The following is a 25,199-nucleotide window of genomic DNA, read 5'->3' as shown; positions in this document are numbered from 1 at the left end:
TTATTTTGTGCTATTCCTATTTTAACCCACAGCACCTAAGCACTGTGGGTTAAATATTCATAATTAAGCGCTATGTTTTAGCAACATAGATTTAATATGACCGATAGCTTTCGTTGGATTTAGCCCTTTAGGGCATACATTGACACAATTCATGATGCTATGACAGCGGAAGACACTAAAAGCGTCGTTCAGATCATCTAATCGTGAATCAGTTTCAGTATCGCGGCTATCAATTAAGAAGCGATACGCTGCCAACAAGCCTGCAGGCCCGATAAACTTGTCTGGATTCCACCAGAACGATGGGCAAGAAGTCGAACAACAAGCACACAAAATACACTCATATAAACCATCGAGTTTTTCACGTTGTGCAGGAGTTTGTAAATTCTCACGCGCTGGTGGATTTTTGTTATCATTAATCAAATATGGACGAATTTTTTCGTATTGGGTATAGAACTGAGTCATATCGATAATCAGGTCACGCACAACAGGCAGACCCGGTAATGGGCGAATGACAATTTTCTTCCCACCACGGATTAACGCGGATAATGGCGTAATACACGCCAACCCGTTTTTACCGTTCATATTCAGGCCATCGGAACCACATACCCCTTCACGACAAGAACGACGGAAAGAGAGTGTTGGGTCTTGCTCTTTGATTTGGATTAACGCATCCAGTAACATCATGTCACGCCCTTCAGGAACTTCTAGCGTGTAATCTTGCATACGTGGTGCGTTGTCCACATCAGGATTGTAGCGATAAATCGAAAATTGTAATTTCATAGTTTATTTCTCCGCAACTGGATTAACACCACGCATTAGTAGGTACGAATTTTCGGTGGGAAGGCTTCACGCAATTTTGGCTGCATGTTGACTTCACGACGCGTCATCGTTTCAGATTGCGGTAAATATAATGAGTGACATAACCAATTCGCATCATCTCGCTCAGGGTAGTCAAAGCGGCTATGCGCACCACGACTTTCTGTACGGAAGTTTGCAGCTTGTGCCGTTGCATAAGCCGTTTCCATCAGGTTATCCAGTTCTAAACATTCGATACGCTGCGTATTAAACTCAGTCGAAGTATCATCAAGGCGTGCATTTTGCAAACGCTCACGGATCACTTTCAGCTCTTCTAAACCTTTCGCCATTGCATCACCTTCACGGAATACCGAGAAGTTATGCTGCATGCAGGTTTGCAGTGCTTTACGGATTTCAGTTGGATCTTCACCCGTGCGAGCACCTTCCCAACGGTTAAAACGTGTCATTGCTGCATCAATATCAGATTCAGATGCATCACGCATTGAACCTTGCTCCATGATGGATTCTTTCAGATGCAGACCCGCTGAGCGACCAAATACCACTAAGTCGAGCAGTGAATTACCGCCTAATCGGTTAGCGCCGTGTACTGATACACAGGCAATTTCGCCGACTGCAAACAAGCCAGGAATGACTTCATCTTCACCTTTTTCGTTATAACGAATGGCTTGGCCTGTAACTTTAGTCGGAATACCGCCCATCATGTAGTGGCAAGTCGGGATAACAGGGATTGGCTCTTTGATTGGGTCAACGTGAGCAAAGGTACGAGATAACTCAAGGATACCCGGTAAACGAGATTCCAGAACTTCTTTTCCTAAGTGGTCCAATTTCAGTTTAGCATGTGGACCCCATGGGCCATCACAACCACGACCTTCACGAATTTCAATCATGATTGAACGCGCAACAACGTCACGACCCGCAAGGTCTTTCGCGTTCGGCGCATAACGCTCCATGAAACGCTCGCCGTCTTTATTCAACAGGTAACCACCTTCACCACGGCAACCTTCTGTCACGAGAACACCCGCGCCAGCGATCCCCGTAGGGTGGAATTGCCACATTTCCATATCTTGCAGTGGTACTCCTGCACGAGCAGCCATTCCCACGCCATCACCCGTATTGATGTGCGCGTTAGTGGTTGATTGGTAAATACGACCCGCACCACCCGTTGCTAAAATAGTTGCTTTCGCTTTGAAATAAACCAGTTCGCCGGTTTCCATACAAATTGCTGTACAACCTACAATATCGGCGTCTTGGTTTTTAACTAAATCAAGGGCATACCATTCAGAAAAAATGGTTGTGTGGTTTTTTAAGTTCTGCTGATACAAGGTATGTAACAGTGCATGGCCAGTACGGTCAGCTGCGGCTGCAGTACGCGCAGCTTGCTCACCACCGAAGTTTTTAGACTGACCACCAAATGGACGTTGATAAATACTTCCATCATCAAGGCGAGAGAATGGCAACCCCATGTGTTCTAATTCGAGGATAGCCTCTGGCCCTGTTTGACACATATATTCGATAGCGTCTTGGTCACCGATGTAGTCGGAACCTTTAACAGTGTCATACATGTGCCATTCCCAGTTATCAGGATGCGTGTTACCTAAAGCAACCGTGATACCACCTTGCGCTGATACAGTATGAGAACGGGTTGGAAAAACTTTTGACAGAAGCGCACAAGATAGGCCCATCTGTGAAATTTGAAGTGCTGCGCGCATACCTGCGCCACCCGCACCGATAACAATAGCGTCAAACTCTCTGATTGGCAGATTCATTTATGCACCCCACACAACAATTGTTCCGTAAATTAAATAAGCCAACAGACCTACAACGATAGCCAGTTGCAATACTAAACGAATTGCTAAAGGTTTAACGTAGTCAGTCAGCACTTGCCACATGCCAATCCACGCATGAACAAGAATCGAGAACAACGTGAGGATAGTGAATACTTTCGTCACAGAAGAAGCAAAAAAGCCACGCCAGACGTCATAGGTAATGTCGTTAATAGCAACAAAACCAACAATGTAGAGTACGTAGAGCGCGATAACAATCGCAGAACCACGGATTAATAGCCAGTCCTGGATACCAGTACGGCCTAAAGCAGAAGCATTACTTACCATACTAAAATCCCCGCCAGAATTGCTAAAATCACGGTAATGACAAATGTAATTTTTGCAGATGAGTTACCAGCAGCAAGCGTTTCATCAACACAACCGAAATCCATTAGCATATGACGAATACCACCACAGATGTGGTAAGCCAAAGCTGTCAAGATGCCCCAAAGAATGAACTTAGCAAAAAAGCCAGTCATTATTTCAGACGCGTATTGAAAACCTTCTGGAGAGGAGAGAGATGTCCCTAACAACCAAAGCAGAATACCAACTGCGATGAGAGTAATGACGCCAGAGACACGGTGCAAGATCGAAGATATTGCAGTGATCGGGAAATGAATCGTCTGCAAATCAAGGTTGACAGGTCTTTGTTTTTTCACAATTTTGCCCACACAGCTCTTTATTATTTTCCATCCTCCGGACCTGGGGTGGAAATCAGACAGCGACAGGGGTACAAAATGCAACTTAACACAAACTCTAATCCATCATGTTTAAATAAAGTTGCATACTGATCACGCTGGGAGCTCCTACTACAGGGTAATCCGGAGACCTGCCGCTAGTATAAAGTCTTCACAATGCCATTACAATTCCCACACAAAATGTTTGGAGACATTTAGCCCGAACAGTGAGAGGGATCACGATTTAAACATTTTGTATAAATGTGCTTATCTTATTTGACAATGATTCAACATTTATCTTACATATAGGTCTGGCAGAATTATCTTAACGGTGCTGTTGACACTTCATCGTAAAAGAAAAAAACGTGAATGTTGCAATGTTAAATACTCTTCAATTTGAACTATGATGGGTATTAATAACAAAAGTTATGAAAGTTGTTCCTCTTACCACAAATAATGATATTGTAGGGAAAACAACAAAAAGAACATAACATCTACACACTCATAAACAACCTAACTACATTGTCGTCGGTCTCAGATTTCAGGTTTTATGTGATAGCGAGCTGATTTCCAAAGCATACCGGTAGAACAATGCACGAAGACACAGTATAACGCTGGGCTTCTGGGTTGTTGGGTGTCGATTATCAAGCGCTAAGGAGACCGTAATGGCTGATAACAAAGCTAAGCTAACGACTGGTAGTAAGGGTGATATTGACCTAGATATTTTAAGCCCAACGATTGGTCAAGACGTTATCGATGTCCGAACTTTAGGTTCTAAAGGGTTTTTTACCTACGACCCTGGTTTTACTTCTACTGCATCCTGTGAATCAAAAATCACCTATATCGATGGTGATCAAGGCATCCTGTTGCACCGTGGTTTCCCTATCGATCAACTCGCCACTGAAGCCTCTTATCTCGAAGTTTGTTATATCCTGCTATACGGTGAAGCACCAACTCAAGAACAATATGACGTATTTAAAAATACGGTGACTCGCCATACCATGATCCATGAGCAAATTACTCGCATGCTTAATGGTTTCCGCCGTGACTCACACCCAATGGCTGTATTATGTGGTGTTACTGGCGCACTAGCAGCCTTCTATCACGATGCATTGGATGTTAATAACCCTCGCCATCGTGAAATTACGGCTTATCGTCTGCTGTCGAAAATGCCAACAGTCGCAGCGATGTGTTACAAATATTCAATTGGCCAACCTTTTGTTTATCCACGTAATGACCTGTCATACGCGGGTAATTTCTTGCATATGATGTTCTCGACACCATGTGAAGAATACACAGTTAATCCTGTTTTAGAGCGCGCAATGGATCGTATTTTGATTCTGCACGCTGACCACGAGCAAAACGCCTCAACATCGACAGTTCGTACTGCAGGTTCATCCGGTGCAAACCCATTTGCTTGTATCGCGGCAGGTATTGCTTCACTGTGGGGGCCTGCTCACGGTGGGGCTAACGAAGCTTGCTTACGTATGTTGGAAGAGATCCAAACCGTTGAGCACATCCCAGCATTTATCGAGCGCGCTAAAGACAAAAATGACTCTTTCCGCTTAATGGGCTTCGGTCACCGTGTTTATAAGAACCACGACCCACGTGCAACCGTAATGCGTGAAACTTGCCATGAAGTTCTGAACGAACTGGGCTTGAATGACAGCCTGCTGGAAGTTGCAATGGAGCTAGAACGCATCGCATTGAACGACCCGTATTTCATTGAGAAAAAACTGTACCCGAACGTTGACTTCTACTCAGGTATCATCTTGAAAGCAATGGGTATTCCATCTTCAATGTTCACAGTTATCTTCGCCATCGCACGTACCATTGGCTGGATTGCACATTGGAATGAAATGCACGATGACGGCCTGAAAATTGCCCGCCCTCGCCAGCTATATACCGGCTATGACAAACGTGAATTCAACTCTGAATTAGCAAAAAAATAATATTTAATTAAATCTGAACCCCTACATATGCTAAAGCCTCGAATTTTCGGGGCTTTTTCTTTTTTACGAGGATCATTCAGCTTACTGCTGTTGATATTCCCTTGGTGTCATCCCGCTCATTTTTCGGAAAAAACTAATAAACGCGCTATCACTTGTCAGACCAAGTTCTTGAGTAATATAGTGATAAGGTTTTTCTTGTGCGAGTAATTCAATCGCTTTAATAAACCGCCATTGTTGTCGCCATGTTTGAAATGTCATGCCTGTTTCTTTCAAGAAAATACGCGTGATTGTTTTCTCACTCGCACCGATAGTCTGCGCTAACTGATTTAAATTCGGTGGTAATTGCTCGATATCAATCCCTTTAAAGCGTCTATCTTGCGGTAATGGCAACAGTGTTGGCTCTAAAGCTGCACTTTGTAATTCATCGATAAATACCGGTAATAAGTTGGCCAAACGCCCCCGCAGCCAATCACTCTCAAACGGCGCAATCGCAATACGTTCTAACACTTCCCTTAGCAATGGGGAAATATTCAAAATAACCACATCGTTTCCAATTTCTTTGGCATATTCTTCTGATAAATAAACCGAACGATACCCCACGGATGCCTGCATTTGTGCCCGATGAAGGACAAATGGTGGGATCCAAGCCACCCGACCAGGAGGAAGCAAAGAGAGGCGATTTTCCAGTGAAATTCGTATACACCCTTGTTGTGTAAACAAAAGTTGTCCCATTTCATGTTTATGAAAACCAGAGTCATGCTGCCCCATTTTTGCTGCAATGCCCAATACTGGGGCGCTGTACCAATGCGTTTGAAACTCATCTGTTTGATTTAACCAAGCCATAATGTCTCTTTTTTGATATTTATAGTCTTTATTATTGTAATAAGACAATAAAAATAACACTAAACTGCCTGCCATTGAATCGTTGTGTCTGATTAGACCCTTTCTTTTTAGTAGATTGGTAGGAAAAAGTATGAAACATCCTCTTTCATTATGGCTTGCTGTTGCCTTAATGATGTTTCCTCAAATTGTGGAAACCATATACAGCCCCGCTCTCACTGATATTGCCAGCGCTTTCTCAGTAAATGCGGAACAAGCTTCACAAACACTGTCGCTTTATTTCTTTGCTTTTGCATTGGGCGTGGTGTTTTGGGGACGTATGTGTGACACCTTAGGGCGTCGCCCGACTATTTTGGCGGGTTTATTGATTTACGGCATTGCGTCTATTGGTGCGTTATTTGTCACACATTTTTATTTATTATTATTAATGAGAATGTTGTCAGCATTTGGCGCTGCCGTCGGTTCAATCGGAACACAAACCGCTATGCGTGATAGCTACCAAGGCCATGAATTAGCGAAAGTTTTTTCTATCATGGGTGTTGCTTTGGCAATCAGTCCCGCCTTGGGAATGTTATCGGGTGCTGGACTCGTCAGCTTTGGCAGTTATCGAACTGTTTTTATCGGCTTAGCTATTTTAGCTGTGGTGCTTTTTCTCTGGTCAGCCTGTCGTTTACCTGAGACTAAGCCTGAAAACGTGACCCAAGTCTCATTTACTGAGACATTTTTACGCATGATCGCTGATAAAGAAATTGCTAGAAATGTGATCTTGATTGCATTTTTCAACATTAATTTATTTAGCTATTATCAGCTGGCTCCATTCAGTTTTGAACAATTAATGCTCACTCAACAACAGTTTGGATTAACCGGGATATTATTAGCGCTTGGGGTTGGTTTAGGTTCGATAGCAAATCGCTATTTATTGGCTAAAAAACACACATCTGAGCAGCTTGTAAAACTGTCTAGCGCGATTTCCTTAGTGAGTGGCTGTTTGGTTTTTGTGCTAATGGATTCAATTTGGTTCGTTTTACCCGTTATCGGAGTCGTTATTGGTTACGGAATTGCGATCCCGAACATACTTGCCCATGCATTAAACCGTTATGGTGACAGAAAAGGCACCGCTGGCGCAATTTTAGGTTTATTTTACTACATCGGACTCGCCATCGGTCTAATGGTCGCTGGCTGGAGCCAACACTTAGGCTTAGTACTCACTGTTTCGGGTTTGGTATTGGTTTTTGCATCACTAAGATGGAGTAGCCAAGTACACTAAATAGATTTAGAGAACCCCTTTTATGTCGCTATCAGTTCAAAAATGCCTGTTTGAGCCTATGGTCGGCCCATAATTCAGAGACACGGATAACTTTTCTTCAGTTTTTAGAGGAGTAACGTTACCGTGTCCCCACAATAACCTTAAAAGTGCTTTTTATAGAATATAAATTAACCGTAGCCTCAGGATAAACAAGCATTCAAAACCTAGTTAACAAATGCTAAAAATATCAAAAAAGTTACCAATTAACCAAATAACAAGTAAAACCGCAACAATACCGGCTAAGCCTGTCGCTGCGTATAATAAAAGTGAGATAGCCAGTACACTGCCATTGAGCGCCAAAGCTATCCGACCTGAATTTTTATTCTCACCACGGATAAATGAAATGGCTGCAAAAATAATCCCAAATACGCCAAGAGTGATACTGAGCTGTTTTGCTAATTCAATTTTATCGAGCAAAATCTGTCGCTGTTCTTTGGCTTCGTCTACAGGTGGCTCCTGATATTTTTTTCCTTTAATGGCATCAATTGTTGCTTTTTTAATGCTGCTTACCTTTTCATGAACTATTTGCTCTATCTTAGGTTTAGATTGAGCGTATTCGCGTTCAAAGCTTTGACTAGCAAGTATGACAAGAATGCTAAACGCGCCAATGATGGTAGCAATCAAGCTGAATCGGTTATGAACCATAGACATAGTAATTAATGTTCCTTATTAAATTAGCTGCCAATGATAGCAGAGTGAAAAATAATATCTCCAGACTGACTTTACTATCTTAAATACCACATTTAAAACAAGTCTGAATAATCCATTTAGACAATTCGCCCAAAATTTATCGCTAACTTGACAGCGAGAACGATTATGAGGATAAGCCATCCCAATAAAAACATAACAGTAGGTCAATTCTGTCCTATTATTAGTTTTTTAACAAAATAAACTTTGTTTGGGAACTAATCGTTAATCCCCCCTTTATTATCGAACTATGATGACTTTTCCATCGATAATCGACAGGTAGAAATTATAGTGAAATGCTCGACTTTCAGGAATAACTAATTTTATTGGTGATAGCCGACTAAAATTAATTTCATAACGGAAAGTACGATTATCTTCATATGAACTAAATGTGTATCTACTCCAATCGATTCCAGCAGGTTCATATCCTTTATTTAGTTTTAATATGAGTTCCCCCTCCTTAACAGCAATATAAAACTTATTAAAAAGCCAAGTCCAGATACTTTACCAATGGCCAGAAGCACCGCCACCCCCGCTAGAGCCGCCTCCCCCACCGCTTGATGAACTTGATGAACTTGATGAACTTGATGAGCTTGATGAACTTGATGAGCTCGATGTACTCGATGAACTGAAATCGTGACTGGAAGTAAAATTAGAAGCGTGTTTATGGGATGTGTTTACTGAATATGAAGGTTGATAAAAAGGCGAACCCAATCGACTGAACTCACAAATCGCTTTCCATTCTTTTCTCTGCTGTCGATAAATCGGAAATAAGATATTAATGCCAATAAACAGCACGGTTAATGAAATAAGGTTAAAGAATAATGATAACACCACCATCAGTAACAAGATAAAAGGGTTAACAATACCATTAAAAATTATTTGTGTATAAAAAATGACAACGACTGAACAAAACACTACAGGGAAATACAGCGAAAATGATGTTGGAAAATAGAATGAGTAATTCAGATAATTTTTTAACCGTTTTAGCTGATTTGCACCTAACTTATATCCCCGCTTTTCTGAATCTTTCTTTTTTTTACCTGACTGTGCTATCACGTGATTAATTTTTCTTTTCAGTTTTTTCGTTGAAAATACAAGCTGAAAACAATAAATTAGCCCTAATATTACCATATAAATTAAAATAAAATGTGTTTGTAATATTTTAAGGGGAATAAGATCTATCAGAGAATTCGTTGAGCTTATTGGTCTATCATTAGCTACATGAATGGCATTTATAATCCCTTGCTCAATACCCTTATAATAGTTTTCTGCTCTAAAATACGGCAACATATTTTTTCGAATAATTCGCCCAGCAAGAACATCGGTAAATGTCTCCTCATAGCCGTACCCGACTTCAAAGCGAACACTGCGGTCACTTATTGCCACAACAAGCAATAATCCATTATCAAGCCCCTTTTTACCTATCCCCCATTGATTAAAAACACGATTTGCGAAAATTTCGATATTTTCACTCCCAGTAGTCGGAACGATATAAACAACAAATTGTGAACCATCATTTCGATTATTTTCAAAATTAATCAATAAATTGTTTAGCGTTTTAAATTGCTGCGCCGTCAATAAATTTGCACGATCAATGACCCGATCCATTTTCAATGGAGGTATATTATTCACTGATGCGCTCGCAATGACACTCAATAATAGTAAAGAGAATAAAAATAAAATATTGCGTATCATGAGCTAAAATCCACCATTGGTGTTTTTTTGATTTCATGCACATTCTCAACGTTAAAATTAATTTTTTTATCGTACCCCATAAATTTCGCAATGAAGTTATAAGGGAACAGCCTGATTTGAGTATTATAATTTCGTACTGCTTCGATATATCGCCCTCTTGCAACTGAAATACGATTTTCAGCCCCCTCCAACTGTACCATCAGGTCTTGATAGAGTGAGTTTGCTTTCAATTCAGGGTAATTTTCTGAAATGACTAACAGACGTGATAGAGATTGCCCTAAATTATCTTGAGCTTTTTGATAGCTCGCAGAAATTTCAGGATCATCAAACACGCGACTATCCGCATTAATTTTTCCGACAGACGCTCTCGCCTTTACAATTTCTTGTAACACATTGCTTTCATGACTTGAATATCCCTTAACTGTATTGACCAGATTAGGGATCAAATCAAATCGACGCTGATATTGGTTTAATAATTCTGACGCTGCCGCAGAGACTAACTCATCATTTTTTTGGATTGTATTGTAGGAATTAACTAACAGAGTAAAAATTACAACTATCACTAATACCAAACCGATCGCTAACTTGCGCATTAAATATCCTTATATTAACCACTTAATGTTAATATTGACTATCTGGTGTAGCACTAATTTCTTTACTATCATCAATCCTAGCGAACTCAATCATTATCCGTCATAACATCGTATTTTCTAACCAATTTTTACCGTTGAATTACCCATTAATACGCCACCGCAACTTACTGTATCACCTGTTCTGGCCGCAGGTTTACCATCAATAAATACACGACTTGAACCACCAACGATAGTTCTTGAATGCCCACCGTGAGGCGCTAACGCATCTCCTTGCCGAGCAACCGCTTTACCATCGACTTTTACTGTTGATGAACCTGTAATTACTTGAGTAGGGCCATGTTTTCCATGGCCTGTATCAGAATCACCAATAAGAATAATGTTTGGCATATAATAGTACCCGACTATATGACTGGAATGAATTTTCCATTTACTAAGGAAAATATAGGTGCGTAGAATCCAGTTACCTTATCATTTTCATTATCGATATAACTGTATGATAACGGGGAATAATCAAAATCTTCTTTATAAACTAACCTCACCATTTTTCCATTATTCATAATTAAAGGTTCAAAATTATCCCAATTAAGCGGGATCATTGCGAAATCCTTTTGATTAAATGCTTCTGCTAATTCATGCGATTCAAATTGTTCATGGATTGTACCTCCAGTTGTTTCCGCCCAAACTTTAAGTGAGGGAGTCAATATTTGTTCTATTTTTGATAAGTTTTTTTGATTAAAAGCCGCCCATAATTCTGAATACGCTATTTGTAATAGTTTCCGTTGCTCCACGGTATCTTGATACCTGTCAGAGTTCACCCATTCCCATTCAGGTAACCCCGCCATACTTATCTTTTTATCAAATTGGAATACAGTCATATCGCGTGGGTATTTATTCGGTCGAATATTCTGGCGTATTCTATTCTGATGCACTTTTTCTATATTGGGAGCTTTAATCAATTTTTTCTCTACTTGTCTGTCCAGAGCATCACCTTGATACGCTTCTGGCTCACCTTTTTCATTAATTTTAACCAGTAGAGTTGTTAATGGGATAATATCGCCATTATCTGTTATTTTATTAACCGTAATCTCACATTTTGCATTTGGATTAAATTGATTGAGTTTGTCTGCGGATATACCTTTAGTTGAAAACCAATTTGGCGAAGCCATCTCAATGGTAATAGTATTCTCACCATTACGCATCATTATCATCGAGTTTGTGCTTGTCGTACCAAAACCTAATCCGCCACTTACAAGACCTGAGCGGTTATTAGTTCCACTTACCCCATTGGTTTTAACATCACAAAATGCGTATTTCATATCGACAGAAGTACGAATAAGAAAGTCATTATCATCGGCATAACTCATAGACATATTTCCTAATATTAAGATTGTCGTCATACACAGTAAGTTGCTTAGTTTCATCATTAACCTTTTTCAAAAGTATTTTTTATAGCCGCGCCTGCTATAGATGTCGGTACGGCATTGACTGCTGAAGTAAGTGTGGCTAATTCCGGTCGTTGTCTTTCAGGCACTTTTCTAACTTGCCCCGCTAAATTAAAACGAATATCTGACTCGGTAAGTGCTAAAGGGTCTGCAAATTGGTAGATAGTCCAATCTGCGTCGAGTGGAGCACCCTCATAAAAAGCACTATCATCTTTTTTGGTTCGAAGAGAAACATCCGCCGTAAATTGAAATTTCAGCACAATACCATCATGGCAAAGCACTAAGTCTATTCCATCGTCATGGGCATCTAAAGCAAGCGCACCTTTTGTTTCGAATCGTAGATGAAATTCAAAACACGCCTCTAAAAAAAGGACATTAGCTTTGATATAAGCCCCCGCATCGGCTTTAAAGCCTACCTCAAACTTATTATTGCCATCAAATGCAAACTCTTGTTGCTTGTCAGGAGTTTGCGCCATCCCCACAAAACAGTGAACAGCAAAAGAGAAAGTAATATCAATATTAATACCCGCACTAAATTTATCTTTACCTTTTTTCCTTTCTTCTAAAGCTTCACGTAACTTACTGATACCGCTGCTCAAGGCTTTGCCACCATAAAGCGCAAGTACTTGCAAAACATCAATTTTAAATGACCCTCCCCAAAAAGGCTTCCCTTCTAATGCACAAACTAATCGAGCTGAATCACGCTGAGTCACATTCTCCATAAAGAAGGTTAATCCAATCTCGATATCTGAGAAATCGAAAGAGAAAATAGGATATTTATCGGCGAAAGGGGTCAATTTACCTTTTTGCTGATATAAAAATTTTGTTTCGATATCATTAATAATTTGACTGACTTTCAATATACCTGACAAGTCATCAAGAAACGTTTTTGTTTCGCTTATTTGCTTAATGGGCGTTAAATTATAGGGATGCCCTGCTAGCTCATAAAAAAAGCCGACATCAATACCTAGTGAGGTCGTTTTGACAAATGGGATCGGCGCTAATGTCCAGCCTTTATGGTACTTATTCAGCTTCTTCGGTAACGTATTTTTCCCTGGCCCGCCCTTGAGTCGTTCTGACTTTAATTTACTAATTTGCTTATCTTTTCGCTCTTTATCATTCGCTTCTCGAGTTTGAAAGGAGTAACTAAAATTGACAGAGAACCCAAACTTCACCGAAGGAATAACATCAAAGAACCAATCTTGTTTCGTACCAAGACAATTAGCCGCTGTAATATTGTACCTTCTTGGCGATTTGAATGCGTCAATAGGCGCCAGCATATTGACAAAGGTATTGAGTAAATTACTTGCGCTAAAAGTACCCGCATCACGACTTGCATTATAGGAAACTGAAACCGATTGAGAAGACCCCAAACTCAGTGCTTGTTCATAGTTCTTTGAAGTGAGTATTGCATTATGTTGGGCATTATTATGTTTCTTATCATTGAGCAGGATTTCTAATGGAACCCCATCACCCTCATCAATCACTGTTTCCGGTGATATAACATTTTCACCTCGCTACTCTAAAATCACCTTATCCTTTGAGGTGTCTTTGACAAGTAAATCCAGATAACAAGGTTCCGGTATGTCACACGTTTGCGTTGCACACCCTACTTTAGGTGATATTAATTTATCACTCATTGTCCATTTTCCTTTGTTAAGTCTGGCAACATATTTAAGATACGACTAGCCAAACTATGTATCCGATAATTTCCGGAGCCCGTTTCATTAGCTAAAGACACACGCCATTCTTCAGGAACATCTTCAATTCGATAAATTTGGTATAATGCCAGCATATAAGCAATTAACTGATAGGAATGTTTATCATCAATTCTATGCTGCTGACAAAATGACGACAAATCACTCGCTAATTGCCAATTTTGCCGCCAAGTGGTTTCACCATAACGCTCTTGTATTTTTTGTGCTCTCGGTGCTGGCCGTTCAAACGCACTGACAACCCAATCCTCTAATGAAAAATCCATTTGTGATTGATAACTCATACTTTTGGCGTGAATAAAAAAGTAAATTAACTGGTCTAAAAATTGGCGTTCAAAAACGAGATTTACTGCATCATATTGAATGGGGGTAAAACGCATCAGCTTGCCCCCAAGCTTTGCATTATCGGGAAATCCGCGGCGCTCACGCTCAAAGCGGGAAGCGGTTTCCTCTCCCCATAACAATGTCTTCAGTTTCGTAATGGGACCTAAAAATACATGCAAACGCCAATTATCAAAGGTTCCAAGCACATCCCACACATTGCGAGGGTCATAAAAACGCCAAAAGACCGGTTTTTCTTGCCCCGGTATCATCACCATCAAGTATTTGCGCAGATGCTGACGTAACTCACGCATGGTTGCGTGCGTATAAACATAAATTCCCCAAGGCGTCTCTCGCGTATTTAACCAGCGTTGCACCTCTTCGGTGACTTCCACTAAATAGGGCGCTAATGATACAATCTCCGGTTGAATCGGCTCACTGTATAGGCAACTCGCCGGCGGTTCATGTTCTGCAAGCAAATTAAAAACATCAGGCTCGGAAGCCGCATCGATAATGGCATAGCACGTTTCAGGTTTAACCATTTTCAGCCTCCTCTTGCCCTTCTTTCATAGGACAATGCGCCACAAAGGCCGCGCCACTGCTCGCAGCGGCTTTGAGTACCGCAGGGTTAGTCGCTTGCAGGATATCCCCAGGACTTCCCCCTGAATTTAAGTTTATCGCCGGTCCTTTAATATCCACGCCACCGCTGTGAACAACGACAAAGCTTCCGCCCACTTTTAACGTGATTTTACTGCTGCTTTGTAAGGTGATATCCCCTTGTGCATTCACGCTGACCACACCTTGTATTGCCTCAACTAGGTCGCCCTCAACCGAAAGGTGGTGGTCTCCCTCAACTTTGTCTTGGTAGTTACCGGTTGTTTTGTGCGCTTGATTAAACGGTTAGTTTTATCTCACTAACGAGTGACCAAAGTAAAGCAGCAACACGTGATACTGATATGCGAGCTATATGAGCAAGTTAAAACACATTAACATTTAGCCTACAGCAACAAGTACACAGCCCCCAGAACATCCACAAGCGACTTTGTGACCTTCTAATGCAACAGGGATACCATTAATTTTCATTAAGCTATCGCCTTCAACGATAGTCCCTGTTTTTTTACATGAAGGACAATAAACAGAGTCGCCCACACAGGCGATTCCTTGGGTTTGCTTGGCGAGAGAAGAAGCCGTTAGAACCGTGCCACCAGTATTCGTCGTATCACTTTTTAAAATGAGTTTTCTGCCATTCACAAGACTACGCATTGCGTTTTTTCTCCTGATCAAGCTTTGCTAAAATCTGTTCGACCTGTTGCTCAAAATCAGTAGGAAGTGGGTTTTTACCAAAAAACAAAAAGGGTTTACGAGCTTGGTAATCGACAGACGAAACGGCATCTCGCCCCTCTTGCATATAAGCATTGAGAAACGTGATAAAACGATGGTTTTCACTGTCGGTGCTGGTCAGGAAACTGGAGTAATGGGAAACATTTGGCTTGTAAAGTATGGTTTTCAATTGCCCTGTTTTTTCATCAATGCCATACAGTTTAATCGCCAGCATTTTACCTGCATAGCCGAATTGTGCATCTTCATAGCGCGTTAAACGTACTTTCCCCATCCCATAGCTATACAGTATTCCTCTTTGCCTATCCGCAATAAGGTAAACCGGAGGAGTGAAGAAAGAGAGATAACCCAATAGCCACAAAAAACCGGGGAAAAAAATTAGCCAGCCGATAATCATCAATACCTTAAGATCATCATTTCTATAAATTTTATCAGTATAGTAATCGACCAAATATGTTCCAAGACTGATTTCCTTAGCTTTCATATATGGCAAATATCGCGATAACTCTTTTGGTAACTTATCTACCCCATATTTTTCATTGTAGTAGCTAGACCTATCTTGAAGGGTAAAATAATTTGACTTATGGTTTTCAATAAACCCGAACAGCGTATAAAATGCCATTACTAAGAGCACGATAAAAAAAGGTATCGTGTTGGTGAGCTGGCTATTTCGCTGTGGGGAGTTAATCACACAACGCTGTTTATTGACCGTATCTAAAAATACCAGCTTTTGAGGCTCCAACGGATCATCGTAGTGATGACTTTCTTCAATCAATGGCGTGGTTTCTAATTGCTCTGGGTGCTTTGTTGCCGTATATAAACTCGTCATTCGGTGCCTTCCTCATCAATACAGCCATAAAGTTTATCATCAGGATCACCGTTTCGGTAACGCAATGGCGCAATCTACGCTTTTCCTTTAGTTGCATCCATTGTCGCTTTTTTATACTACTTACCTTTTCATGAACAATTTGCTCTAACTTAGGTTTAGATTAGACATATTCACGTTCGACGCTTTGATTAACAAGTATTACAAGAATGCTAAAAGCTCCAAAAAAATAGAAGGTACTACAGCCCAATTATATTCTGGCGTATTCGTTTTTTGTCTTCCGGCTAAAACCCAATCAATTTTTCCGTGATAAGATTCAACAGCCGCTTTTAAGATAGCAATAAAATCTTGATGATTGCGTTCATCTTTGGGACGAAAAATTGTAGATGGCAACTCATTAATAGTATCAGCAACATAAAGCTCTCCATCAATAAAGTTAGTGGGGTCAATATACTTTTTCACAAAACGTCGGCTCGTTCTGTTCCACTCAATATCAATATATTTTCTGATAACAAGTATCAATTCACCGCCTTGGTTATTTTCAATTGTCATTATTTTTAATCCTGTAGGCTTGTTAGTAATCGTTAGCTTTCCATCATTAATACCTTTGATGTATTTCTCCCAATCTCTGTTCTGCGCAACAAAATTAGGACACTTTTCTGAAACCTGCATCTTCAAGTTAATTGGGTATAAGAGCCTTGAGTGAATAGTAACTATATCTACTCCACATTTTGAATGTCCTTATCGCGGCAAAAGGTTTACTCCTTTATGCCGCAAAAAGTGGCACTACTAAATTGGATCTACAACTATTTGTATTAATAAATTATCTTACGGATTTTATTTAACAACCGTTACTTTACCATCGATTATTGATAAATAAGGCATGAGAGAAAAAACCCTGTCATCATTCTCAATTGTTAATGGAGAAATTCTATCATACCCTGTTTCAAATCTAAAAATGCGCCCATTCATATATGAATTAAGCTCATAATCTTCCCAATCAATAGGAATTGCTTTGTAACCATCATTAAAAAAACGTTTAAATGGCATAGATTCCCACATTTTTTGTGGTGTACTACCTTGTTCTATTGCTAATGAATGCCACATTCCTTCTGTTTTTTGGTATATGGTATTCAAATTTTGATTTTTAAAATCATTTTGCAATGAGACATAAAACTCTTTTATGGCAGGGATGTCTTTTTCCGTCATAGGTGTTGCTGTTGTCCATGCCCAATTAGGCAAATTACTGGCATGAAAAGATTGAGAAACTTCGATCATACCTTTTTCTTTGCCATCCGACCTTGGACTATTGCCAAAATAAGATATTTCCCTTGGGTTAAAATGTGGGTCAACCGAAACTTTACCGTCTTCGACTATAAGTTTAACTCCTGAAACTGGATGTTTTCCGTTTACTTCGGTCACAATTGCTGAGCACCACATATTACTAGTTACTTTATGGTCACCTTTTAATGAATCATTTAGCATAGTAATGCTGAGTTTATTATCTCCATTTTGAAGATAGGAACTTATGGTTTTTCCTATAGTAAAATTACCCTCAATTGAATCTACATTATCCATAACCAACATGTCGTTAATTTTTATAAAACACAAAGCATCATTAGTATTAAAGCTAACGATATAGTTTGTTTTCATTTTTTCTTCTGCATTTGAATTACTCATAACGCCCACCATTCCAAACAACAAAAATACAATTTTAACCCAATGTAAAACGCCAGTCTGATTCATCTTTATTCAAAGCCTCATAAATTATCCATTCTTGATAGACACCTGGTTTTATAGAGGTTGGAAGATCTTTATTATTTTTGTTTTTATCTTTATCTTTTCCAACTCCGTATTTAGCATAAACTTTTGCTTTAATGCCTTCGTGATAAATAACAACCGTTAAATCGTCCCCCTTTTCTTTGTCAAAAGCGATATTTAGTTTAGCCGCAATTTCAGCACCAGCTTCAAAAAAACCTTGTATTCCCCAATAGTTAATACCTGCTTCTAAGTGCGCATTACCGATTAATTCACCTTGAATTTCAATATCTCGTCCGTCAGACTCAAACTCACCTTCATCGTCAGTTTTAAATTTAAAGTTACCATGCAATCCACAGCTAAACGTGAGTTCAAGCACCATTTTGGCATAAGCACCTTCGTTGCCTTCCTTAACAGCTTCTTCATTTTTCTCAAGGAATTCTCGTGCATTGTTAACAACAAAATCAACATGTGCATAGGTAGCAAAAGCGGTTAATAGGTCTACAGTAATTTGAAAACCAAATAGAGGCGCAAAACCAACCGAAACATTCCCTTGAGTAATAACACCATAATTTGAAGATTGATGTGTTTTTATTCCTCCTTCTATTTTTAGTACTGGATAGCAGAATTCAGTTGAAACCAAGGGATATTGCACTCTATTTCCTGAGCTTAATACAGAATTGATTTTATTAAATGCAGTATCAATACTATTTGTTAAGTTGAGCTTATTCTTATTTGTAAGAAACTCTTTTTTAAGCTCAGTGTTAAAGGCGACTGTTTCATCACCTATAATACTAGAGATCTCACCTTTAATACCTAATCCAGTTTTAATACCGTATTTTTTTGTGTGTTTAGTCCAGCCACTGTGCGTTGGTCTGTATCCTCTCGCTACATTATTTGCTGTTTGTTCAGCTTTTCGAGCTTCGTTACTCTTTTCCTCTAATGCAGATTCAAGGCCGATCTCAACACTAACTTTAAATTCACGGTATAAAATAAGATCAAATTGAGCGGATGCTAGATGCTTTTTTCCTTCTTTAAAAAGTAAAGCAGTACCATGAGTCACTGGGTTCAGTGTCACCTGGAGTAATTTTATGGCATTGGGAACGGTCAGAAATGGCGCCGCTCCACATTCTGATAATCTCATACCATACCTTTGACGATAACGAGGGTCATCAGTGAAACCTTTTCGATAAATAAAACTATCAAGCATAGATATTGGATTATTTTCCCCGAAAGAAAACTCAGATGTTCTTTTGGTATAAACAAGGACATCATCAAATACTTTCTGTGGGGAAAAATCCCCATAGAGTGAACCATTTTCATTAAATACGTTCCCAATAGGGCAGTTAGGATTATGCGAAATACAACCTTTTGGTGTAGCCATTAACTTTAATGGAACCGTTTTACCTTTTTTAGGTTCTATTAGATAAGTAAATCGCCTAAAAAAATGTTGTTCTTGACGGTATATTTCAGTTTTCCCATCAAAATTTATTGTGGCTTCTAAAGTGCAGTTTGTGGGGATATTGCATGATTGGCAAATATTCGCAAATACACTTGACTGTTTATTTTCAGATGAAGACATCATAATCCCTTACTTAGCTTTAGGTATTACAAGGTAGACTGTAAATACATAAGTTAAATATTAGTTTTAACTTAATATAAGAGTGCTTAAGCAAGCTTCCGCAGTAGCCCCAGTTTAGAAATGTCACGTTTCGGTATTATAAAAAAATAAACCTCTGCCGAGATAAAGACATTAAAAATGTTGGTGACTATGCTAGATAAAAAATTAAATCCCTGAAGGTTATATTCGTTTCTATCAATTAACCAATCGTTACCGACGAGTTACCCATTAATACACCGCCGCAGCTTACCGGATCGCCAGTTCGAGCCGCAGGTTTGCCATCAATAAATACACTACTTGAACCACCAACGATAGTTCTTGAATGCCCACCATGGGGCGCTAACGCATCTCCTTGCCGAGCCACTGCCTTGCCATCGACTTTTACTGTTGATGAACCTGTAATTACTTGGGTAGGGCCATACTTGCCATGGCCAGTATCGGAATCACCCATGAGAATAATTTTGGGCATAAATTAGTTCCTTATCGAACAATCGTCACTTTTCCATTAATAGTGGATAAGTAGGGATAGTAGTGAAATATGAGTCCCTCAGGACTAACTAGTTTTATTGGTAATAGCCGGTTAGGCACTACAATCTCCTTAGGCACTGTACTGCCGATAAAAATCTGGAATGGTATTTATTAACATCATCGATAACTTTTCAATTTTATAAAAGTCCATTGCATCCGGTATTGATAAAATCACACGCCATTCCGAAGGAAGAGAATCCACATCATATATTTCGTAATAGACAAGAAGATAACAAAATAGACTTATTGATTTTTCGTGATTGATATCGTGTTCATAACAAATATCTACGATCCTTTTTGCATACTCAAAGTAAAATGCCCATGTTTTTTCATGACACAAATCTGACGTAAAATATTTTAATGAACGTATTTTGGGATTACAGATAGTTTGCAAGATTAAACTTTCAATCGTTTCATGTTCTTTTTGGGTCTGATATTTTTCAGTTGCTCGAACAAAAAAAAGTGCCATTTTCGCTGTTAATAACGCTATTTTTTGTTGAGATAATAATTTCATTTCTACATCAGTAAAACGCATCAGCTTGCCCCCAAGCTTTGCATTATCGGGAAATCCGCGGCGCTCACGCTCAAAGCGGGAAGCGGTTTCCTCTCCCCATAACAATGTCTTCAGTTTCGTAATAGGACCTAAAAATACATGCAAACGCCAATTATCAAAGGTTCCAAGCACATCCCACACATTGCGAGGGTCATAAAAACGCCAAAAGACCGGCTTTTCTTGTCCCGGTATCATCACCATCAAGTATTTGCGCAGATGCTGACGTAACTCACGCATGGTTGCGTGCGTATAAACATAAATTCCCCAAGGCGTCTCTCGCGTACTTAACCAGCGTTGCACCTCTTCGGTGACTTCCACTAAATAGGGCGCTAATGATACAATCTCCGGTTGAATCGGTTCGCTGTATAAGCAACTCGCCGGCGGTTCGTGCTCGGCGAACAAATTAAAAACATCAGGCTCGGAAGCCGCATCGATAATGGCATAGCACGTTTCAGGTTTAACCATTTTCAGCCTCCTCTTGCCCTTCTTTCATAGGACAATGCGCCACAAAGGCCGCGCCACTGCTCGCCGCCGCTTTGAGTACCGCAGGGTTAGTCGCTTGCAGGATATCCCCAGGGCTTCCTCCTGAATTTAAGTTTATCGCAGGTCCTTTAATATCCACGCCACCGCTGTGAACGACAACAAAGCTTCCGCCCACTTTTAACGTGATTTTACTGCTGCTTTGTAAGGTGATATCCCCTTGTGCATTCACGCTGACCACACCTTGTATTGCCTCAACTAGGTCGCCCTCAACCGAAAGGTGGTGGTCTCCCTCAACTTTGTCTTGGTAGTTACCGGTTGTTTTGTGCGCTTGATTACCTTCAACCGTCACGGTCCGATTACTGGCAACAACCAGTTCATCGTTATGACCAATACTGGTTGTCCGGTCGTAATTAATCCGTTCACCCCGTGAGTTCAGCACATTGATGGCCAAATTCTTTTGCGCATGCAGATAGATTTCTTCTTGGCCAGCTTCATCTTCAAAACGCAGCTCATTGAACCCATCCCCTTTGTGGGTTTTGGTGCGAAATGTCGTGCGTGTTTTGTGTTTCGGTAAATCAATGGGCGGTCGATTACGGCCATTATAGGTACAGCCCGTAATAATCGGTTTATCTATATCATTGTTAAGATAGGAAACAATCACTTCCTGCCCAACTCTCGGGATGGACATAAACCCAAAGCCATCGCCGTTCCAACCGTGGGCGACTCGTACCCAGCAAGACGCGCTATGGTCAGGTTTGCCGCGCCTGTCCCAATGGAAATAGACGGTCACAGCGCCTTGCGCATTGGTATAAATTTCTTCACCCGGCGGCCCGACAACGGTAGCCAGCTCATCCCCATCCGCTGTAGGTTTATACCGATAGGGCGGTCGCCACTCTTGGGTGCTAGGCACAAAGGACAGCTGGTTACTCATCTGAGTCCCTTCACCGCCACTGTTATCGGCAAGGGGTTGCACGCCATGATGGGAGACACTCACCACCTGCCACGTCGTATTCATTCGAGGGCTAGGATGGTTAGACAAGGTAAAAATACGCCCCGGTGCTAACTCAATGCAGTTCGTCGTAGCCGTTCCTATTTGACGCTGGTTTTGCGATTGCTCGTAACGAATTTGATTTAAGGGTTTACCTTCTGCATCCTCTTGAAAACGACCATAGCTTTCAAACACTTCATGTTGTTGATGGACTTCGCCGGTGACTTGGTGGCTCAGTGGGTAAGAGGGGCGGAGTTGGTTGTAGTCTTTATCCACGCGGATATCGCTGCACAACTGTTCAGCGTAACGCCATGTGGTGGCCGTACTGTCGGTGATATCCGTTTCAGATTGCGGATTATAGGTGAGCGAAATACCCGCTTTCATGCCTAAGTGGCGGTCACTGTAAAACAGTTGTGGACCTTCTTCGAACCAGTAATTAATCCCTTCTTCAGCAGCAAGTCGACACCAGAATTCATACATCGTTTCGCGCTTTTGGGTGATATAGGGACGTTCAGAATGCTCTTCCGAATGGTAGAATTGCATATCGTGCTTCACACGCGCTTCATCCAGTAACACCTTAAGAACTTGGGGCACCGTCATATTTTGGAAAATTCGGCTATCTTGCTTAAGCGTCATCACCCACATTTCAGGGCGTATCACAAAGTGATACCAGGTTTTAACCCCATCGGTGTTGCCTTGCTCTGCCCCGGCTAAAATGCCTTGTACTGTGCGAAGAACTTTTCCATCTCGTTTTACGGTCAGCGAGGAGGCCACACCCAATACCGTTTGAAAATCAATCTCGGGTAACGGGCTGACCGCCTGAATCGACAGTGAAAAGAGTTGGGAAAGCCCTTCTTGCAAATCAAACTGGGTCACTTGAAACGTATTTTCAGGGAGTCCACCAATCGTGCAGGTAAATACTAATCCCGTCCCCATTTCGCCATTCATAATACGGTCTAGCAGTTGACCATGGGCTTCTTGCAAGGCTTGGTCCTGTGCATAGGTTCTGCCACCCGCATAGCCCCCTCCGTGAATAAGCGGGTTATTTTCGGGGCTGCCGAGTCGTTTGTTTTTATTGGGGTCTGTCCAAGACATGGGGGTTTCCTCTATAGGAGAAAAAGCGAAAAACGCAAACGAGCCTCGAAAGGCTCGCTAAATTCGAACTTATGCTTCGAGCGGCGCACGCCAGTCATCCGCACCCGAAGTGCCTGCAACCGTGTGCACCCAGTCCACTTTGCGGTAAGACAGAGAGACTTCGATTAACTGCGTGAAATCCGCTTTCGCTGGGTCTTGGCAGTGTGGCATTTGGCAATCGATATTGACGATGGTTGCATCGGTCAGGGTAGTGGTGAAGAAATGCTCTTGCTTGCCTTCAACCGATGTGCGGTACCATTTCAGTTCCACTTTCGGCAGCATCTCGCCAGACGCTAATGCGTTATACAGCAGCGGAACCGCTTTATTTAACGCCACGGTAAAACGGAACGGCTTGTGCGCACGTTGGCCTGAAGGTTGACCGGATTGTGGGTCAGTCGGCACTGTCACAACGTGAGAGAACTCTTGCACTAACATTTGGTCTTCATGACCTTGTACATAGATGTTGCCCACAGAATCCGCAGTAAATGCACCGGCAGTGATGTTGCCTTGGGTTTTTCCTTCAATGGAAATATAACATGGAGTTGGCATAGCGATATCCTTTATCAAGAATGACAAATTGGGTTAAGTCGACATAATTATCGATTAATTTCCGTCATCTCAGCCCGTGCGCACGGTAAGATTTGAGTTAAGGATGATAAAAGCAGATGAATAGCGTGTAAATACACGTACTACTTACGTATCTCTCTAGGATAAGTGACTTAGCGTAAACTGGTTGAAATATCGCTATATAATGCTAACAAAAACACCACAAACAAACGAAAACAGAATAATCATCGAGTGAAAAATAGACTAAACCGCGATAAGCCCAGTAAGTTCTAATGTACATAGAAATAAACTATGTTACTAAATGTTACAGCCGATAGACTTGATGTAATGTATTGATTTAAAACAATTAAAATGAAAACCGTCAACTGACTTCAATTTCAGTGAGATCACCGTCTTAAATTAACAGTGTATTAATCTGATTATTTTTATTTTAAAGTGAATAATATTGATAAGTAATTTTCACACAAAGAACAACTGACTATAGGTGAAACCAACACCGCCGCCGCTCGAATAGAACGAAAATTCAATTTTCTAAATAGTTTGTGTTGCGGCTAGGCGGCAAAAGAGGATAGCTTGGGGAGCATACACAAGTATGTGACCCAAGTAGCCGAGAGAAGCCAACACCGCCGCAACACAAAATATGACGAAAATTAGGCTGGGTTATCGATATCAACAAACTCCGCATCTAACCCATGTTCATCTACGAGCCACTGAGTCAGTGCTTTGATCCCATAACGCTCCGTTGCGTGATGCCCTGCGCTGTAGAAATGGATCCCCATTTCCCTTGCTATATGAATGGTTTGCTCAGAAACTTCCCCTGTTACAAAAGCATCTACGCCAAATTCCGCCGCTTGTAGGATGAAACCTTGCCCTCCACCTGTACACCATGCAATTTGGCGAATTTCTTCTTTTGCATTATCACCACAATGAAGAACTTTACGGCCAAGGCGAGTTTCTAAGCGAGACGTTAATTCTGAAGGTGTAATGGGTTGATCAAAAAAACCAAATGGCATTAACGGGTCGATTTGGCCATTCACCTGCACCCCCATAATATAAGCAAGCTGGGTATTATTACCTAATTGGTGATGCGCATCTAATGGGAGGTGATAACCATACAGGTTGATATCATTCGCTAATAATGTTTTTAAGCGATTCTTTTTCATCCCTTTGATGATCGCTGGCTCATTTTTCCAAAAATAGCCATGATGAACAATGATGGCATCGGCTTTCTTTTCAACAGCGACATCTAGCAAAGCTTGGCAAGCTGTCACACCGGTGATGATTTTATGTACATGTGGCCGCCCTTCAACTTGCAATCCATTCGGTGCAAAATCTTGGAACTCACTAACTTTCAATTCATCATTAATGATTTCTTCTAATCTTAAGTTATGCATTATATTGTCCTTTTTACTGCACAGCTAAACGGTTTACCCACCAGTTTGAAGGTAATTAACTGATAATCAATAAGCATAAACGGAAACATGATTTTTTTCTGTATTATTTAGAGCAAATCAGGTCTATTGCCCATGAAAA

At 40.7% G+C, this 25,199-nt stretch carries 25 protein-coding genes; 2 read left to right on the top strand and 23 right to left on the bottom strand.

The window, feature by feature from the left end:
- Positions 1-63: 63 nt before the first annotated feature.
- From M0M83_RS05665 to sdhC, 4 genes are read right to left on the bottom strand one after another with little or no spacing between them, the layout of a single operon-like run.
- Positions 64-780 (bottom strand): succinate dehydrogenase iron-sulfur subunit, encoded by a 717-nt coding sequence (locus M0M83_RS05665; protein ID WP_004256824.1) that lies wholly within the window; start codon positions 778-780, stop codon positions 64-66.
- Positions 781-815: 35 nt separating this feature from the next.
- Complete coding sequence (gene sdhA, locus M0M83_RS05660; protein ID WP_248467819.1) at positions 816-2,582, bottom strand: succinate dehydrogenase flavoprotein subunit; 1,767 nt, start codon at positions 2,580-2,582, stop codon at positions 816-818.
- A complete protein-coding gene (gene sdhD / locus M0M83_RS05655; RefSeq protein ID WP_004256832.1) occupies positions 2,583-2,927 on the bottom strand; it encodes a succinate dehydrogenase membrane anchor subunit in 345 nt (114 codons plus the stop codon).
- On the bottom strand, positions 2,921-3,310 hold the full coding sequence (gene sdhC / locus M0M83_RS05650; RefSeq protein WP_004909059.1) for a succinate dehydrogenase cytochrome b556 subunit: 390 nt from the start codon (positions 3,308-3,310) through the stop codon (positions 2,921-2,923). Before sdhC ends, sdhD begins: the two co-directional genes overlap by 7 nt.
- Positions 3,311-3,981: 671 nt before the next feature.
- On the opposite strand from sdhC, the gene M0M83_RS05645 reads away from it, so the two are divergent.
- Positions 3,982-5,268, top strand: a complete 1,287-nt coding sequence (locus M0M83_RS05645; protein WP_004909058.1) for a citrate synthase — start codon at positions 3,982-3,984, stop codon at positions 5,266-5,268.
- Positions 5,269-5,349: 81 nt separating this feature from the next.
- Here M0M83_RS05645 and M0M83_RS05640 read toward each other — a convergent pair whose 3' ends face one another.
- Positions 5,350-6,111 carry an AraC family transcriptional regulator gene (locus M0M83_RS05640; protein ID WP_213913426.1) on the bottom strand — a complete coding sequence of 254 codons (762 nt, stop codon included), beginning with the start codon at positions 6,109-6,111 and terminating at the stop codon, positions 5,350-5,352.
- A 130-nt stretch (positions 6,112-6,241) separates the two neighbouring features.
- Between M0M83_RS05640 and M0M83_RS05635 the strand changes: the two genes are divergently transcribed.
- The gene (locus tag M0M83_RS05635; RefSeq protein ID WP_248467818.1) at positions 6,242-7,375 is read left to right on the top strand and encodes a multidrug effflux MFS transporter; all 1,134 of its coding nucleotides are present in this window, start codon (positions 6,242-6,244) and stop codon (positions 7,373-7,375) included.
- A 207-nt stretch (positions 7,376-7,582) separates the two neighbouring features.
- On the opposite strand, the gene M0M83_RS05630 is transcribed toward M0M83_RS05635, so the two are convergent.
- The 18 genes from M0M83_RS05630 to M0M83_RS05545 form a co-directional block, all read right to left on the bottom strand.
- Positions 7,583-8,065 carry a hypothetical protein gene (locus tag M0M83_RS05630; protein ID WP_125895160.1) on the bottom strand — a complete coding sequence of 161 codons (483 nt, stop codon included), beginning with the start codon at positions 8,063-8,065 and terminating at the stop codon, positions 7,583-7,585.
- Between the two features lie 540 nt (positions 8,066-8,605).
- On the bottom strand, positions 8,606-9,799 hold the full coding sequence (locus tag M0M83_RS05625) for a TPM domain-containing protein (RefSeq protein ID WP_213913425.1): 1,194 nt from the start codon (positions 9,797-9,799) through the stop codon (positions 8,606-8,608).
- Positions 9,796-10,392 carry a LemA family protein gene (locus tag M0M83_RS05620; RefSeq protein ID WP_213913424.1) on the bottom strand — a complete coding sequence of 199 codons (597 nt, stop codon included), beginning with the start codon at positions 10,390-10,392 and terminating at the stop codon, positions 9,796-9,798. Before M0M83_RS05620 ends, M0M83_RS05625 begins: the two co-directional genes overlap by 4 nt.
- Before the next feature lie 117 nt (positions 10,393-10,509).
- Positions 10,510-10,779: a PAAR domain-containing protein gene (locus M0M83_RS05615; RefSeq protein ID WP_248467817.1), complete on the bottom strand. Its 270-nt coding sequence runs from the start codon at positions 10,777-10,779 to the stop codon at positions 10,510-10,512.
- Positions 10,780-10,793: 14 nt separating this feature from the next.
- Positions 10,794-11,756: a hypothetical protein gene (locus tag M0M83_RS05610; RefSeq protein ID WP_248467816.1), complete on the bottom strand. Its 963-nt coding sequence runs from the start codon at positions 11,754-11,756 to the stop codon at positions 10,794-10,796.
- A gap of 59 nt (positions 11,757-11,815) precedes the next feature.
- The gene (locus M0M83_RS05605) at positions 11,816-13,321 is read right to left on the bottom strand and encodes a hypothetical protein (protein ID WP_248467815.1); all 1,506 of its coding nucleotides are present in this window, start codon (positions 13,319-13,321) and stop codon (positions 11,816-11,818) included.
- A gap of 149 nt (positions 13,322-13,470) precedes the next feature.
- Complete coding sequence (locus M0M83_RS05600; RefSeq protein WP_248467814.1) at positions 13,471-14,412, bottom strand: DUF4123 domain-containing protein; 942 nt, start codon at positions 14,410-14,412, stop codon at positions 13,471-13,473.
- Positions 14,405-14,659 carry a hypothetical protein gene (locus tag M0M83_RS05595; RefSeq protein ID WP_185746872.1) on the bottom strand — a complete coding sequence of 85 codons (255 nt, stop codon included), beginning with the start codon at positions 14,657-14,659 and terminating at the stop codon, positions 14,405-14,407. The genes M0M83_RS05600 and M0M83_RS05595 overlap by 8 nt, the downstream gene beginning before the upstream one ends.
- Positions 14,660-14,863: 204 nt before the next feature.
- A complete protein-coding gene (locus tag M0M83_RS05590; RefSeq protein WP_248466659.1) occupies positions 14,864-15,133 on the bottom strand; it encodes a PAAR domain-containing protein in 270 nt (89 codons plus the stop codon).
- The gene (locus M0M83_RS05585; protein WP_248467813.1) at positions 15,126-16,037 is read right to left on the bottom strand and encodes a hypothetical protein; all 912 of its coding nucleotides are present in this window, start codon (positions 16,035-16,037) and stop codon (positions 15,126-15,128) included. Before M0M83_RS05585 ends, M0M83_RS05590 begins: the two co-directional genes overlap by 8 nt.
- A gap of 198 nt (positions 16,038-16,235) precedes the next feature.
- Complete coding sequence (locus tag M0M83_RS05580) at positions 16,236-16,706, bottom strand: hypothetical protein (protein ID WP_248467811.1); 471 nt, start codon at positions 16,704-16,706, stop codon at positions 16,236-16,238.
- A 165-nt stretch (positions 16,707-16,871) separates the two neighbouring features.
- On the bottom strand, positions 16,872-17,780 hold the full coding sequence (locus tag M0M83_RS05575; protein ID WP_248467809.1) for a hypothetical protein: 909 nt from the start codon (positions 17,778-17,780) through the stop codon (positions 16,872-16,874).
- Positions 17,749-19,374, bottom strand: coding sequence for a hypothetical protein (locus M0M83_RS05570; protein WP_248467808.1), 1,626 nt, complete (start codon positions 19,372-19,374; stop codon positions 17,749-17,751). The genes M0M83_RS05575 and M0M83_RS05570 overlap by 32 nt, the downstream gene beginning before the upstream one ends.
- A 238-nt stretch (positions 19,375-19,612) precedes the next feature.
- Positions 19,613-19,882, bottom strand: coding sequence for a type VI secretion system PAAR protein (locus tag M0M83_RS05565; RefSeq protein ID WP_165880336.1), 270 nt, complete (start codon positions 19,880-19,882; stop codon positions 19,613-19,615).
- 129 nt (positions 19,883-20,011) lie between these two features.
- The gene (locus tag M0M83_RS05560; RefSeq protein ID WP_248467807.1) at positions 20,012-20,959 is read right to left on the bottom strand and encodes a DUF4123 domain-containing protein; all 948 of its coding nucleotides are present in this window, start codon (positions 20,957-20,959) and stop codon (positions 20,012-20,014) included.
- Positions 20,952-23,060 (bottom strand): type VI secretion system Vgr family protein, encoded by a 2,109-nt coding sequence (locus M0M83_RS05555; protein WP_248467806.1) that lies wholly within the window; start codon positions 23,058-23,060, stop codon positions 20,952-20,954. The genes M0M83_RS05560 and M0M83_RS05555 overlap by 8 nt, the downstream gene beginning before the upstream one ends.
- A 69-nt stretch (positions 23,061-23,129) precedes the next feature.
- Positions 23,130-23,648: an Hcp family type VI secretion system effector gene (locus M0M83_RS05550; RefSeq protein WP_248467805.1), complete on the bottom strand. Its 519-nt coding sequence runs from the start codon at positions 23,646-23,648 to the stop codon at positions 23,130-23,132.
- A gap of 668 nt (positions 23,649-24,316) precedes the next feature.
- Positions 24,317-25,060 (bottom strand): type 2 GTP cyclohydrolase I, encoded by a 744-nt coding sequence (locus tag M0M83_RS05545; RefSeq protein ID WP_125894146.1) that lies wholly within the window; start codon positions 25,058-25,060, stop codon positions 24,317-24,319.
- Positions 25,061-25,199: the final 139 nt, after the last annotated feature.

It is taken from the genome of Providencia rettgeri, assembly GCF_023205015.1.
Taxonomy (GTDB): domain Bacteria; phylum Pseudomonadota; class Gammaproteobacteria; order Enterobacterales; family Enterobacteriaceae; genus Providencia; species Providencia rettgeri_E.
Note: the sequence above shows the minus strand (reverse complement) of the source record. Positions and strands in the feature narration are given on the sequence as shown.

Bases quoted from the DNA above. Each gene is read 5' to 3' on its own strand.
- M0M83_RS05620 (WP_213913424.1), bottom strand. From the start codon at position 10,392: ATGCGCAAGTTAGCGATCGGTTTGGTATTAGTGATAGTTGTAATTTTT.
- M0M83_RS05590 (WP_248466659.1), bottom strand. From the start codon at position 15,133: ATGCGTAGTCTTGTGAATGGCAGAAAACTCATTTTAAAAAGTGATACG.
- M0M83_RS05615 (WP_248467817.1), bottom strand. From the start codon at position 10,779: ATGCCAAACATTATTCTTATTGGTGATTCTGATACAGGCCATGGAAAA.
- M0M83_RS05580 (WP_248467811.1), bottom strand. From the start codon at position 16,706: ATGCAGGTTTCAGAAAAGTGTCCTAATTTTGTTGCGCAGAACAGAGAT.
- M0M83_RS05645 (WP_004909058.1), top strand. From the start codon at position 3,982: ATGGCTGATAACAAAGCTAAGCTAACGACTGGTAGTAAGGGTGATATT.
- M0M83_RS05555 (WP_248467806.1), bottom strand. From the start codon at position 23,060: ATGTCTTGGACAGACCCCAATAAAAACAAACGACTCGGCAGCCCCGAA.
- M0M83_RS05635 (WP_248467818.1), top strand. From the start codon at position 6,242: ATGAAACATCCTCTTTCATTATGGCTTGCTGTTGCCTTAATGATGTTT.
- M0M83_RS05600 (WP_248467814.1), bottom strand. From the start codon at position 14,412: ATGGTTAAACCTGAAACGTGCTATGCCATTATCGATGCGGCTTCCGAG.
- M0M83_RS05625 (WP_213913425.1), bottom strand. From the start codon at position 9,799: ATGATACGCAATATTTTATTTTTATTCTCTTTACTATTATTGAGTGTC.
- M0M83_RS05575 (WP_248467809.1), bottom strand. From the start codon at position 17,780: ATGAATCAGACTGGCGTTTTACATTGGGTTAAAATTGTATTTTTGTTG.
- sdhD (WP_004256832.1), bottom strand. From the start codon at position 2,927: ATGGTAAGTAATGCTTCTGCTTTAGGCCGTACTGGTATCCAGGACTGG.
- M0M83_RS05570 (WP_248467808.1), bottom strand. From the start codon at position 19,374: ATGTCTTCATCTGAAAATAAACAGTCAAGTGTATTTGCGAATATTTGC.
- M0M83_RS05640 (WP_213913426.1), bottom strand. From the start codon at position 6,111: ATGGCTTGGTTAAATCAAACAGATGAGTTTCAAACGCATTGGTACAGC.
- M0M83_RS05550 (WP_248467805.1), bottom strand. From the start codon at position 23,648: ATGCCAACTCCATGTTATATTTCCATTGAAGGAAAAACCCAAGGCAAC.
- M0M83_RS05665 (WP_004256824.1), bottom strand. From the start codon at position 780: ATGAAATTACAATTTTCGATTTATCGCTACAATCCTGATGTGGACAAC.
- M0M83_RS05610 (WP_248467816.1), bottom strand. From the start codon at position 11,756: ATGAGTTATGCCGATGATAATGACTTTCTTATTCGTACTTCTGTCGAT.
- M0M83_RS05565 (WP_165880336.1), bottom strand. From the start codon at position 19,882: ATGCCCAAAATTATTCTCATGGGTGATTCCGATACTGGCCATGGCAAG.
- M0M83_RS05560 (WP_248467807.1), bottom strand. From the start codon at position 20,959: ATGGTTAAACCTGAAACGTGCTATGCCATTATCGATGCGGCTTCCGAG.
- M0M83_RS05545 (WP_125894146.1), bottom strand. From the start codon at position 25,060: ATGCATAACTTAAGATTAGAAGAAATCATTAATGATGAATTGAAAGTT.
- M0M83_RS05630 (WP_125895160.1), bottom strand. From the start codon at position 8,065: ATGTCTATGGTTCATAACCGATTCAGCTTGATTGCTACCATCATTGGC.
- M0M83_RS05585 (WP_248467813.1), bottom strand. From the start codon at position 16,037: ATGACGAGTTTATATACGGCAACAAAGCACCCAGAGCAATTAGAAACC.
- sdhA (WP_248467819.1), bottom strand. From the start codon at position 2,582: ATGAATCTGCCAATCAGAGAGTTTGACGCTATTGTTATCGGTGCGGGT.